The sequence below is a fragment of the Citrobacter sp. wls717 genome (genome assembly GCF_005280955.1).
Classification (GTDB): domain Bacteria; phylum Pseudomonadota; class Gammaproteobacteria; order Enterobacterales; family Enterobacteriaceae; genus Citrobacter; species Citrobacter werkmanii.
The window spans coordinates 21755-34882 of record NZ_SZWW01000017.1; the positions used below are offsets into that span (position 1 = coordinate 21755).

The following is a 13128-nucleotide window of genomic DNA, read 5'->3' on the forward strand; positions in this document are numbered from 1 at the left end:
TTCGATTACAGGTCGGGGAGTTCGAAAACTTTCCGACCTTTTTGTCAAATACTCACCAGAACAACCTCAATCCCATGCTTACGTAAGCCTTCCAGACTCTCCTCTGGAATATTTTCATCAACAATAATCATATCGATCCGCTGGGTATCAATGATCTTATGCAGACTGGAGCGATTAAACTTCGTCGAGTCGGTAACAACGATTATGCGCTCCGCGACTTCACTCATCCGGCGATTGAGACGCGCTTCATCCTCATTGTGTGTGCTAACACCACGCTCTAAGTCGATAGCATCAACGCCAAGAAACAGCATGTCGAAGTGATAATTTTGTAGCGATTGCTCAGCCTGATCGCCATAAAAGGATTGCGACTGACGACGCAAGTGACCGCCGGTCATCAGCAGCTCAACCCCTTCGGCTTCCAGTAACGCATTAGCGACATTCATACCATTGGTCATTGCAATCACATTGGTATGCTGGCGCATCAGGCGGGCAATTTCATACGTCGTGGTGCCGGAATCAAGGATCACGCGGTGCCCCGGTTTAATCAACTCTGCGGCGGCTCTGGCAATACTGCGTTTTACCGCTGTATTGAGCGAACTTTTGTCTTCAACAGAAGGCTCAACACCAGGCGTAGTGCTATCGCAAATCAGCGCCCCACCATAGGCGCGTACCGCAATCCCCTGTTTTTCCAGAAAAGCGAGGTCGTTACGAATCGTGACCGTGGAGACGCCATAAAATAAGGAAAGATCGTTAACCTGAACGCTTCCCTGCTGCCGTAACCGCTGGATGATCTGCTCGCGCCTTTCGCTGGTGCCGATAACGCGCTTGTCTGCAGAAGACTCGGTGTTACTCATAAGAAATCCTTTAGTTGTCTCTTTCGTTTTATTTCGTTTTGTCTATTAACGCCTTTCTTTTACGCGAATGCAAGCCCCACAAGCAGGGAAGAGTCGAACGGATTCACGCTGAAACCTTTCATTGTGTTTCTTTTGTGAAACAGATCGGAAAACTATTATCTTTCGTTTTATTTTTAAATCACCATGATGCAGTATTAAATGAAACAAAACGAAAGATTGATGTCGCAGTTATCTGACCTGGAGAGGAAAGTGAAACATCTAACTAAAATGGTCGAGCAACATAAACGGGGGAAGGCAAACGGGATTTATGCCGTTTGTTCCGCGCATCCAATCGTACTGGAAGCCGCAATACGCTACGCCCATGCCAATCATACACCGCTATTGATCGAAGCAACTTCTAATCAGGTTGACCAGTTTGGCGGCTATACGGGTATGACACCAGCCGATTTTCGCAGTTTTGTCTGCGGTTTAGCCGACTCGCTTAATTTTTCTCAGGATATGCTGATTCTCGGTGGAGACCACCTTGGACCAAACCGTTGGCAAAATCTGCCAGCAGAACAAGCAATGGCCAACGCTGACGATCTGATCAAGAGTTATGTCGCCGCTGGCTTTAAAAAGATCCACCTTGATTGCAGCATGTCTTGTGCTAACGACCCGGTTCCACTAACGGATGAAATCGTCGCTGAGCGCGCCGCACGCCTGGCAAAAGTTGCCGAAGAAACCTGTATTGCGCATTTTGGTGAGTCTGACCTGGTCTATGTAATTGGCACAGAAGTCCCGGTTCCTGGCGGCGCTCACGAAGCATTAACCGAACTGGCGGTAACAACGCCGGATGCGGCACGCGCAACGCTGCAGGCCCACTATCACGCCTTTGAAAAGCGCGGACTGGAAGGTATCTGGCCGCGTATCATCGCCCTGGTGGTGCAACCCGGCGTCGAATTCGACCACACCCACATCATTGATTACCAACCGCAGAAAGCCGTGTCACTCAGCAAAATGGTGGAAGACTACGACACGCTGATTTTTGAAGCGCATTCTACCGATTACCAAACGCCTCAGTCCTTGCGCCAGTTGGTTAAAGATCATTTCGCGATCCTGAAAGTCGGCCCGGCGCTGACCTTTGCCCTGCGCGAAGCGTTATTTTCATTAGCCGCTATTGAAGAGGAATTGCTGCCCGCAAAAGCCAGCTCAGGCCTGCGACATGTCCTGGAAAGCGTGATGCTTGATCGACCGGAGTACTGGCAGAGCCACTATCACGGCGATGGCAACGCGCGCCGTTTGGCCCGCGGATATAGCTACTCAGATCGGGTTCGTTACTACTGGCCGGACAGCCAGATTGATGAGGCATTCGAACGTCTTGTGCGTAACCTGGCCGACGAACCGATCCCGTTACCGCTGATTAGCCAGTATCTACCCTTGCAGTACGTAAAAGTGCGCGAGGGAGATCTCAGCGCGACACCGCGAGAACTCATCATTAACCATATTCAGGACATACTGCAGCAATATCACTGCGCCAGCCTGGGTGATTCATCCCATAACGCATAACAAGAAAGAGAAAAATACCATGCCAAACATTGTATTAAGTCGCATTGACGAACGTTTAATTCACGGTCAGGTCGGTGTGCAATGGGTCGGATTTGCGGGGGCAAATCTGGTGCTGGTCGCCAATGATGAGGTGGCTGAAGATCCGGTGCAGCAAAACCTGATGGAAATGGTTCTGGCGGAAGGGATTGCCGTGCGCTTCTGGTCACTACAAAAAGTAATCGACAATATTCACCGTGCCGCCGATCGCCAGAAAATTTTGCTGGTCTGCAAATCGCCTGCGGATTTCTACCGTCTGGTCGAAGGCGGTGTTCCTGTTAATCGTATCAACGTTGGCAACATGCACTATGCCAACGGCAAGCAGCAAATCGCCAAAACGGTTTCTGTAGACGCTGCCGATATAGCGGCGTTCAACGGGTTGAAAGCCGCTGGGGTGGAATGCTTCGTTCAGGGCGTTCCCACAGAACCCGCCCAGGACCTCTATAAACTTCTCTGAGGGATTCACAATGGAAATCAGTCTGTTGCAGGCTTTTGCGTTGGGTATTCTCGCCTTTATTGCAGGCCTGGATATGTTCAACGGGTTAACGCACATGCACCGCCCGGTTGTTCTCGGGCCGCTGGTCGGCCTGATTCTGGGCGATCTTCATACCGGTATTTTAACCGGGGGTACGCTGGAACTGGTGTGGATGGGTCTGGCTCCGCTGGCGGGAGCACAGCCGCCAAACGTCATCATCGGCACCATCGTGGGGACGACTTTCGCCATCACCACTGGCGTAAAACCGGAAGTCGCTGTCGGTGTCGCTGTACCGTTCGCGGTAGCGGTACAAATGGGTATTACCTTCCTCTTCTCCGTGATGTCCGGGGTGATGGCGCGCTGCGATCGCATGGCGGCGAATGCCGATACAGACGGAATTGAGCGGGTCAACTATCTGGCGTTACTGGCGCTGGGGACGTTCTACTTCTTATGCGCTTTCCTGCCGATTTACTTTGGCGCGGAACATGCCAAAACAGCTATAGATGTTCTGCCGACCCGCCTAATTGACGGCCTCGGCGTGGCAGGCGGCATCATGCCAGCTATCGGTTTCGCCGTACTGCTGAAAATCATGATGAAAAACGTCTACATCCCTTACTTCATCCTGGGTTTTGTCGCCGCCGCCTGGCTCAAACTCCCTGTGCTGGCGATCGCCGCCGCAGCACTGGCCATGGCGCTGATCGATTTTCTGCGTAAGTCACCTGAACCTACAGCTCCCGCAGCACAAAAAGAGGAATTCGAAGATGGCATCTAATCAAACGGCTCTGCCGAACGTTTCCGAAACCGAAGAAACGCTGCTGTCCGGCACGAATGAAAACGTCTACGAAGACCAGAATATCGGTGCCGAGCTGACGAAAAAAGATATCAACCGTGTTGCCTGGCGTTCCATGTTGTTACAGGCCTCTTTCAACTATGAACGTATGCAGGCATCAGGATGGTTGTACGGCCTGTTACCTGCACTGAAAAAGATCCATACCAACAAGCGAGACCTGGCGCGTTCAATGAAAGGGCATATGGGCTTCTTCAACACGCACCCGTTCCTGGTCACGTTTGTTATCGGGATTATCCTGGCAATGGAACGCTCCAAGCAGGATGTGAACAGTATTCAAAGTACCAAGATTGCCGTCGGTGCGCCGCTTGGCGGTATCGGTGATGCCATGTTCTGGTTAACGTTATTGCCTATTTGCGGCGGTATCGGGGCAAGCCTGGCGCTACAAGGCTCTATTCTTGGCGCTGTTGTCTTTATTGTGATGTTTAACGTGGTTCATCTTGGTCTGCGCTTTGGGCTGGCACACTATGCTTATCGAATGGGCGTTGCAGCTATCCCACTGATTAAAGCTAACACCAAAAAGGTTGGACATGCGGCATCTATCGTTGGGATGACGGTGATCGGCGCGCTGGTAGCGACCTATGTTCGCCTGAGCACCACGCTGGAAATTACTGCTGGCGATGCGGTTGTGAAACTACAGACAGACGTTATAGACAAGCTGATGCCTGCATTTTTGCCGCTGGTCTACACATTGACCATGTTCTGGCTGGTTCGTCGTGGCTGGAGCCCTCTGCGTCTTATCGCTATTACCGTGGTGCTCGGCATCGTGGGTAAGTTCTGTCACTTCCTGTAAATGTAAGGGGTTGTAGATGTTAGGTATTATTTTGACGGGTCATGGCGGGTTTGCCAGCGGAATGGAAAAAGCGATGAAACAGATTTTAGGTGAACAGACTCAGTTCATCGCCATCGACTTTCCGGAAACCTCAACCACAGCCTTACTCACCTCGCAACTTGAACAGGCAGTGAGTGAACTGGATGCTCAGCAAGACATCGTGTTTCTGACTGACTTGTTGGGCGGAACACCATTTCGCGTCGCTTCCACACTGGCCATGCAAAGGCAAGGTACTGAAGTGATCACCGGCACCAATCTGCAACTGCTGCTGGAAATGGTACTGGAACGCGACGGCCTGAGCAGCGAAGCGTTTCGTTTGCAGGCGCTGGAATGCGGACATCGGGGGTTGACCAGCCTGGTGGACGAGCTGGGACGCTGTCGCGAGGAAAAAACCGTCGAGGAAGGGATATGATACAGGTGCTACGCGCCAAGCGTCTGCTCACGGAACAAGGCTGGCTGGACGATCATCAGGTGCGTATTGAGGATGGCACCATTAGAGCCATTGAGCCTATCGTCTCAGGCGTGATGGTGCGCGATGCTGAGCTGTTGTGCCCTGCATATATCGATACCCATGTGCATGGAGGCGCAGGTGTCGATGTCATGGATGATGCGCCGGATACGCTCGACAAGCTGGCAATGCATAAAGCGCGCGAAGGGGTAGCCAGTTGGCTACCCACCACCGTCACCGCCCCATTACCCGATATTCACCGCGCATTGAAACGTATTGCCCACCGCTACTATTCCGGCGGGCCTGGCGCGCAGGTGCTGGGGAGTTATCTTGAAGGTCCGTACTTTACGCCACAGAACAAAGGGGCGCATCCGCCTGAGCTCTTCAGGGAACTGGAGCTCAGGGAACTGGATGAACTGATTGCGATTTCCCAACAAACATTGCGCGTCGTTGCGCTGGCGCCAGAAAAAACCGGCGCATTGCAGGCTATCAAACATCTGAAGCAGCGCAACGTACGGGTGATGCTGGGCCACAGCGCAGCCACCTGGGAGCAAACCCGCGCCGCCTTTGATGCCGGGGCTGATGGACTGGTTCACTGCTATAACGGTATGACCGGTTTACACCACCGGGAGCCCGGAATGGTTGGCGCAGGGTTAACCGACTCTCGCGCCTGGCTGGAGCTTATCGCTGACGGACACCATGTCCACCCGGCGGCCATGAAGCTGTGCTGCTGTTGCGCAAAAGACAGACTGGTGCTGATCACCGATGCGATGCAGGCTGCTGGTATGCCGGACGGGCGCTATACGCTCTGCGGTGAGGAGGTGGAAATGCGCAGCGGTATAGTGCGTACCGCTTCCGGTGGCCTGGCGGGCAGCACGCTCTCGGTTGATGCAGCCGTACGTAATATGGTCGAGTTCACCGGGATTACCTCTGAAGAGGCGATCCACATGGCTTCGCTCCATCCTGCTCGCCTGTTGGGAATCGATCGCCAACGCGGATCGTTAGCGGTGGGCAAATATGCCGACATTATCGCCCTCAATAGCGGCCTGCATTTGCAGCAGATCTGGATTCAGGGTCAGGCTCTCCCCCTTTAGACCTTTCATTTTGTCTCGTATTGGCCTGCGGTCTTTGATCGCCGGCCTTTCTTTTCCTTTCGCTTATAAAATTTTGATCCGCACTATCTGCAAGCGATTCTTTAAAGATCAACAAGATAATTACAGCCTTCGTTCTCATGATCACAAATTTCGTTTTATTTCATTTTGCATCATTGAACTTTCACTTTCTTTCATATAGATTTTAATCAATCGATCATATGAACAAGTGAAACGAAACGAAAGATAGCGACATTTTGCCAGCGTCTTATGTGGAATTTACGAGACTAAGGACTTAAGTTATGCCAGAAACCTACACCCCTGCTCACGCGTCGACGGGCACCTGGACAGAAGAAGAGATCCGTCAGCAACCCGCTAGTTGGATCCGCTCTCTCGCTAATATCGATAATATTCGATCCGCCATTGATAGCTTTCTCGCGCCATTGTTGCGCAAAAACGATCTGCGGATCGTACTGACCGGGGCGGGTACTTCCGCATTTATCGGCGACATTATTGCTCCGTGGCTGGCAAGCCAAACCGGAAAAAACATCAGCGCCGTGCCGACCACCGATCTGGTCACCAATCCTATGGATTATCTGAATCCCGCACATCCGTTGCTGCTGGTTTCTTTCGCTCGCTCAGGTAACAGCCCCGAAAGCGTTGCGGCTGTGGAACTGGCTAATCAGTTTGTACCTGAGTGTTATCACCTGCCAATTACCTGTAACGAAGCAGGTAGCCTGTATCAAAACGCCGTCGCAAGCGACAATGCCTTTGCACTGTTAATGCCTGCTGAAACGCATGACCGTGGCTTCGCCATGACCAGCAGTATTACCACCATGATGGCCAGTTGCCTGGCGGTATTCGCCCCGCAAAAAATCAACAGCCAGACCTTCCGCGACGTGGCCGATCGTTGCCAGACGATCCTGACATCACTGGGTGATTTCAGCGACGGCGTATTCGGCAACGCGCCATGGAAACGGATCGTCTACCTCGGTAGCGGTGGGTTACAGGGAGCCGCGCGTGAATCGGCACTGAAAGTCCTGGAACTGACAGCGGGTAAACTGGCGGCATTCTATGATTCGCCGACCGGTTTTCGTCATGGGCCAAAATCGCTGGTTGATAACGAAACGCTGGTAGTGGTCTTTGTTTCCAGCCACCCCTATACACGCCAATACGATCTTGATCTGTTAGCTGAGTTACGCCGCGATCGGCAGGCGCTGCGGGTAGTCGCGATTGCCGCACAAACCGATGACGTGATTGAAGCCGGTCCGCATATCCTGCTGCCGCCTGCCCGCACCTTCAATGATATGGAACTGGCGTTCTGCTTCCTGATGTATGCGCAGGTCTTTGCCCTGACACAGTCAATCAGTATCGGTAATACGCCAGATACGCCTTCTGCCAGCGGTACCGTGAACCGCGTCGTACAGGGCGTTGTTATTCATCCCTGGAACGCCTAAAAGGATCGTTTTATGAGCATTATTTCTACAAAATACCTCCTGCAGGATGCGCAAAAAAAAGGCTATGCCGTACCGGCCTTTAACATCCATAACGCCGAAACGATCCAGGCGATCCTGGAAGTGTGCGATGAAATGCAATCGCCGGTGATCCTTGCCGGAACGCCGGGTACGTTTAAACATATCGCGCTGGAAGAGATTTATGCGCTGTGCAGCGCTTATTCCACCAGCTACGGCATGCCGCTGGCGCTGCACCTCGACCACCATGAATCGCTGGACGATATCCGCCGTAAGGTGAATGCCGGGGTGCGCAGCGCCATGATTGATGGCAGCCACTTCCCGTTTGAAGAAAACGTCAAGCTGGTGAAATCCGTTGTGGATTTTTGCCATGCCAAAGATTGCAGCGTGGAAGCTGAGCTGGGCCGCCTCGGCGGCGTTGAAGATGATATGAGCGTGGATGCCGAAAGCGCCTTCCTGACCGACCCGCAGGAAGCGAAACGGTTTGTCGAACGTACCGGCGTCGACAGCCTGGCTGTTGCCATCGGCACGGCACACGGTTTGTATACTAAAACGCCAAAAATCGATTTCCAGCGTTTAGGGGAAATCCGTGAAGTGGTGGATATTCCGCTGGTGCTACATGGCGCAAGCGATGTTCCTGACGACTACGTCCGCCGCACAATCGAACTGGGAATATGCAAAGTTAACGTGGCCACCGAACTGAAAATCGCCTTTGCCGACGCGGTCAAAGCATGGTTTGCAGAAAATCCGCAGGGCAACGATCCCCGCTATTACATGCGGGTCGGTATGGATGCGATGAAAGAAGTGGTGCGGAGTAAAATTAATGTCTGTGGTTCAGCAAACAAATTGATGGCTACCTGCGAATTATCGTGACCATCATTATATTCTGCGCGAGTGCTATCTGCGTGTTGTCAGGTAGCGCTCATTGTTCGAATAATTAGGCGGGATACACACCATCATGACATGTTAAAAACGGCTGCTCATCGTGTGATTCGCGACATACGCCAGGGTAGAAGGACATCCTGAATGCTAAAGAGATCTTGCTACTGATAGCAGCTAAAGCGAAGCACAATGCGGTAGAAAACGACCAGGCCGCCACCGTCACTACAACTATTCCTGATTCATTTTTATGACTGCACCGTAATGTGAGTAGTCTGATTGATGGCTCACAATATCCTGATAAATAAAAATTTACAGCACCCTCCATATCCCCCCTTTTGTCGCGCCAACGCGTTGCAGTTTGCCTTTTAGCTGCAACGCTTTCAGATAGCGCTCTACGGTGCGGGCTGAAATTTCACACTCATCAGCGATACTTTTGGCAGATCTGCCCGGCTGATTCGACAAGATTTGTAGAATACGTTTTTCTATATCCAGTAAATCAGACGACATTTCTTCCGACATTTCTTCCGACATTTCTTCCGACAGGGTTGATGGTTTTCCCAATCCCTCCTGCAAAGCAGAGATGATGTTTTCCAGGATAAACTCTATAAATGGCGTGCAGCTACTTTGCCGATCGCACTGCCCTAACACCTGGTAATAGCGGTCCTGTTGGTAGTGGATCAGTGTCTCTACGGGTAACCACGCCAATTCCGATCGCCACTCACGCAGGATTAATGTCTGCCACAGCCGTCCCATCCGTCCATTACCGTCGGCAAAAGGATGAATAAATTCAAATTCATAATGAAAAACAGCGCCAGCAATCAGCGGGTGAAGCTCTGTCGTTTTTAACCAGCCCAGTAAATCATTCATCAAACGTAAAACTTGTGAGGCTGGCGGAGCCATGTGAATAAGCTGCTTTTCCCTGTAAACACCAACATTGCCGGCACGTAACTGGCCCGGGTTATCGACCAGACCGAGCATGAGGACCCGATGTGCTTGTAAAAGGTCGGATAATTGTTCACTTTTCCATTCCGACATCTTTTCATAGGCCAGAATCGCATTTCTCACTTCCTGTATGTCTTTAGCAGGAGCCAGAATACGTTTTCCTTCCATCAGAGCGGTGACTTGTTCTGTAGTCAATGAATTATGCTCAATCGCTAAAGAGGCCTGAATGGTGCGAATACGATTTTCTTTGTGCAAAAGAGGAGATGCCCTACCAGCCATCGCGGCCCAATGCCCCATCAACTCACCAATTTCAATGACTTGATTAAGGATCAATGGAGTGACGACGAAAGGTGGTTGGTAGGTGCTCACTCTTACTCCCCCTGCTGGTCCAGCGCGTACTTATACAGCGCATTCTTTTTCACGCCGTGAATTTCAGCTGCCAGCGCCGCCGCTTTCTTCAGCGGCAGCTCTTTTTGTAACAACGCCAGCGTACGCAGCGCATCAGCCGGGAGGTCATCTTCCTGCGCTTTATGCCCTTCGACAATCAGCACCATTTCGCCCTTACGACGGTTTTCATCTTCCTTGACCCACGCCAGTAGTTCGCCGACCGGCGCGCCGTGTATGGTTTCCCAGGTTTTGGTCAGTTCGCGCGCCAGCACCACATAACGGGATTCTCCCCAGACGGCGACCATATCTTCCAGACTATCCAGTAAACGGTGAGTGGATTCATAAAAAATAAGCGTACGCGGTTCTGCCTCAATGGCTTTCATCGCATCGCGGCGGCCTTTCGATTTGGCAGGCAGAAAACCCTCATAGCAAAAACGGTCAGACGGCAGACCGGCAGCGCTCAGCGCGGCAATCGCCGCACACGGGCCAGGCAGCGGCACCACGCGGATACCTGCTTCGCGACAGGTGCGCACCAGATGGTAGCCCGGATCGTTAATCAGCGGCGTTCCGGCATCAGAAACCAGCGCAATGTTTTTCCCCTCTTTGAGCTTTGCCACCAGCGTCTCGGCTTTTTGTTGCTCATTGTGATCGTGTAAGGCAAACAAACGGGCGTTAATCGCGAAGTGTTGTAACAATAATCCTGTATGACGGGTGTCTTCAGCGGCAATTAAATCAACGGCTTGTAAAACTTCGAGCGCTCGTTGGGTAATATCAGCCAAATTTCCGATAGGAGTAGGTACAATAAAGAGTTGGCCTTGAGAATTATCCGCCGATTCGTGTTGTTTCATTGTGTCGTCCGTATTGCCGATTTAATATTGAGCATTGCGTAAAAAAATATCACTGGATACAGTATGGTACCCTCAACATTTTCTCGTTTGAAAGCCGCGCGCGCGCTACCAGTCATTCTGGCAGCATTGATTTTCGCAGGCTGTGGCACCCAGGCGCCAGACCAGAGTGCAGCCTATATGCAGGGCACTGCGCAGGCTGATTCCGCCTTTTATCTGCAACAGATGCAGCAAAGTTCAGATGATAGCAAGACCAACTGGCAATTACTCGCCATTCGTGCACTGCTGAAAGAAGGCAAGAGCCAGCAGGCTATCGAATTGTTCAACCAGTTACCGCAGAAACTAAACGATGCCCAGCGTCGTGAGCAGTCACTGCTGGCCGTCGAGATCAAGCTCGCGCAGAAAGATGTCGCGGGAGCCCAGGCCCTGCTGGATAAACTCACGCCCGCCGATTTCGACCAAAACCAGCAGGCGCGTTACTGGCAGGCGCAAATCGACGCCAATCAGGGTCGCCCGTCGCTGTCGCTGCTGCGCGCCCTGATCGCCCAGGAACCACTGCTTGCCGCGAACGCTAAACAGAAAAACATCGATGCAACCTGGCAGGCGCTGTCGTCCATGACCCAGGAGCAAGCGCAGACGCTGGTCATCAATGCGGATGAAAACGTACTGCAAGGCTGGCTGGACCTCCAGCGCGTCTGGTTCGATAACCGTAACGACCCGGACATGATGAAAGCCGGTATTGCCGACTGGCAAAAACGTTACCCGCAAAACCCGGGAGCAAAACTGCTGCCAACGCAGTTGGTTAACGTGCAGAGCTTTAAGCCAGCTTCCACCAGCAAGATTGCCCTGCTGCTGCCGCTGAACGGTCAGGCCGCTGTATTTGGTCGTACTATTCAGCAAGGCTTTGAAGCCGCGAAAAACATGGGCACTCAGCCGGTAGCCGCTCCTGTTACCGCCGCGCCTGCTGCGGATGCCTCTGCTGTGACGACCACGGATCAGCCGCAAACGACTGACGGTGTTGCCAGCCCTTCTCAGGCGTCAGTAAGCGATCTGACCAACGAGACGCCTGCGCAGCCAGGAGCTACAGCCCCACAGCCAACCGCACCAGCACAACCAACTATCGCCAGCGCGCCGGCAAATCCGTCCGCTGAGTTGAAAATCTACGACACCTCATCGCAGCCGCTGAACCAGATCCTGGCCCAGGTTCAGCAAGATGGCGCCAGCATCGTGGTAGGCCCGCTGTTGAAGAATAATGTTGAAGAGCTGATGAAAAGCAATACGCCATTAAACGTCCTGGCGCTTAACCAGCCTGAGTCCGTACAGAATCTGGCGAATGTTTGTTACTTTGCCCTGTCGCCAGAAGATGAAGCGCGCGATGCCGCACGCCACATCCGCGATCAAGGCAAACAGACGCCGCTGCTGTTGATCCCACGCAGTTCGTTAGGCGATCGCGTGGCTAATGCTTTTGCGCAGGAATGGCAAAAACTGGGCGGCGGCGTCGTGCTGCAGCAGAAGTTCGGCTCCACGGCTGAGCTGAAAATGGGTGTCAACGGCGGCGCTGGTATTTCCCTGACGGGCAGCCCGGTAGCCTCTTCTGTACCTGCGCAGCCTGGCGTGACGATTGGCGGTCTGACGATTCCGGCAGCGCCCACCGATGCGCAAATCACCGGGGGCAGTGGCCGTGTTGACGCCGTGTATATTCTGGCGACGCCGGAAGAAATCGCCTTTATTAAACCGATGATCGCCATGCGTAACGGCAGCCAGAGCGGAGCAACGCTGTATGCCAGCTCCCGTAGCGCGCAGGGAACCGCTGGCCCGGACTTCCGTCTGGAAATGGAAGGCTTGCAGTACAGCGAAATCCCAATGCTGGCAGGCGCTAACATGCCTCTCATGCAGCAGGCGCTTGGCGCGGTGCGTAACGACTACTCGCTGGCGCGTATGTACGCGATGGGTGTCGATGCCTGGTCGCTTGCCAACCACTTCTCGCAAATGCGTCAGGTGCAGGGCTTCGAAATTAACGGCAACACTGGCGCATTAACCGCAAATCAGGATTGTGTGATTAACAGGAAGTTATCATGGCTCAAATACCAGCAAGGACAGGTCGTCCCCGCCAGTTAACGAGTAAACAGACCGGTGACGCGTGGGAAGCTGTTGCGCGTGACTGGCTGCACAGCAAGGGACTGCATTTCATCGCCGCCAACGTGCGTAAACGTGGCGGCGAAATCGACCTGATAATGCGTGAAGGCAACACCACCGTATTTGTTGAAGTTCGCTACCGGCGTTCAGCCCAGTTTGGCGGCGCGGCGGCGAGTGTGACCCGGAGCAAACAACACAAATTATTACAGACCGCCCGCTTGTGGCTTGCGCGCCACAATGGGAGTTTTGATACTGTGGATTGCCGGTTCGATGTGTTAGCCTTCACCGGAAATGATGTTGAGTGGTTTAAAGACGCGTTCAACGACCGCTCATAGT

At 52.8% G+C, this 13128-nt stretch carries 13 protein-coding genes; 10 read left to right on the forward strand and 3 right to left on the reverse strand.

Features of this window, described 5'->3' with window-relative positions; genetic code table 11:
* Positions 1-44 precede the first annotated feature (44 nt).
* Positions 45-854: a DeoR family transcriptional regulator gene (locus FDX09_RS12845; RefSeq protein WP_038634132.1), complete on the reverse strand. Its 810-nt coding sequence runs from the start codon at positions 852-854 to the stop codon at positions 45-47.
* Between the two features lie 219 nt (positions 855-1073).
* Between FDX09_RS12845 and kbaZ the strand changes: the two genes are divergently transcribed.
* From kbaZ to kbaY, 8 genes are all read left to right on the forward strand, one after another.
* The gene (gene kbaZ / locus FDX09_RS12850) at positions 1074-2399 is read left to right on the forward strand and encodes a tagatose-bisphosphate aldolase subunit KbaZ (protein WP_071888042.1); all 1326 of its coding nucleotides are present in this window, start codon (positions 1074-1076) and stop codon (positions 2397-2399) included.
* Positions 2400-2418: 19 nt separating this feature from the next.
* Positions 2419-2892, forward strand: coding sequence for a PTS N-acetylgalactosamine transporter subunit IIB (gene agaV / locus FDX09_RS12855; RefSeq protein WP_038634137.1), 474 nt, complete (start codon positions 2419-2421; stop codon positions 2890-2892).
* Between the two features lie 10 nt (positions 2893-2902).
* On the forward strand, positions 2903-3682 hold the full coding sequence (agaW, locus tag FDX09_RS12860) for a PTS N-acetylgalactosamine transporter subunit IIC (protein ID WP_038634140.1): 780 nt from the start codon (positions 2903-2905) through the stop codon (positions 3680-3682).
* On the forward strand, positions 3672-4550 hold the full coding sequence (agaE, locus tag FDX09_RS12865) for a PTS N-acetylgalactosamine transporter subunit IID (RefSeq protein WP_038634142.1): 879 nt from the start codon (positions 3672-3674) through the stop codon (positions 4548-4550). Before agaW ends, agaE begins: the two co-directional genes overlap by 11 nt.
* Positions 4551-4566: 16 nt before the next feature.
* On the forward strand, positions 4567-5001 hold the full coding sequence (gene agaF / locus FDX09_RS12870) for a PTS galactosamine/N-acetylgalactosamine transporter subunit IIA (RefSeq protein ID WP_137347323.1): 435 nt from the start codon (positions 4567-4569) through the stop codon (positions 4999-5001).
* Entirely contained in the window at positions 4998-6131 is a 1134-nt protein-coding gene (gene nagA / locus FDX09_RS12875) for an N-acetylglucosamine-6-phosphate deacetylase (RefSeq protein WP_137347324.1), read from the forward strand. The genes agaF and nagA overlap by 4 nt, the downstream gene beginning before the upstream one ends.
* Before the next feature lie 299 nt (positions 6132-6430).
* Complete coding sequence (locus FDX09_RS12880) at positions 6431-7585, forward strand: AgaS family sugar isomerase (protein ID WP_121529590.1); 1155 nt, start codon at positions 6431-6433, stop codon at positions 7583-7585.
* Positions 7586-7597: 12 nt separating this feature from the next.
* Positions 7598-8473, forward strand: a complete 876-nt coding sequence (gene kbaY / locus FDX09_RS12885) for a tagatose-bisphosphate aldolase subunit KbaY (protein WP_137347325.1) — start codon at positions 7598-7600, stop codon at positions 8471-8473.
* A 318-nt stretch (positions 8474-8791) separates the two neighbouring features.
* Here kbaY and FDX09_RS12895 read toward each other — a convergent pair whose 3' ends face one another.
* Both FDX09_RS12895 and rsmI read right to left on the reverse strand, forming a co-directional pair.
* Positions 8792-9793 carry a Fic family protein gene (locus FDX09_RS12895; RefSeq protein ID WP_137347326.1) on the reverse strand — a complete coding sequence of 334 codons (1002 nt, stop codon included), beginning with the start codon at positions 9791-9793 and terminating at the stop codon, positions 8792-8794.
* A gap of 2 nt (positions 9794-9795) precedes the next feature.
* Positions 9796-10659 carry a 16S rRNA (cytidine(1402)-2'-O)-methyltransferase gene (rsmI, locus tag FDX09_RS12900; protein ID WP_137347327.1) on the reverse strand — a complete coding sequence of 288 codons (864 nt, stop codon included), beginning with the start codon at positions 10657-10659 and terminating at the stop codon, positions 9796-9798.
* A gap of 63 nt (positions 10660-10722) precedes the next feature.
* Between rsmI and FDX09_RS12905 the strand changes: the two genes are divergently transcribed.
* Together FDX09_RS12905 and FDX09_RS12910 are read left to right on the forward strand one after the other, a co-directional pair.
* Positions 10723-12774, forward strand: a complete 2052-nt coding sequence (locus tag FDX09_RS12905; protein ID WP_137347328.1) for a penicillin-binding protein activator — start codon at positions 10723-10725, stop codon at positions 12772-12774.
* Positions 12732-13127: a YraN family protein gene (locus FDX09_RS12910; protein ID WP_137347329.1), complete on the forward strand. Its 396-nt coding sequence runs from the start codon at positions 12732-12734 to the stop codon at positions 13125-13127. The genes FDX09_RS12905 and FDX09_RS12910 overlap by 43 nt, the downstream gene beginning before the upstream one ends.
* Position 13128: the final 1 nt, after the last annotated feature.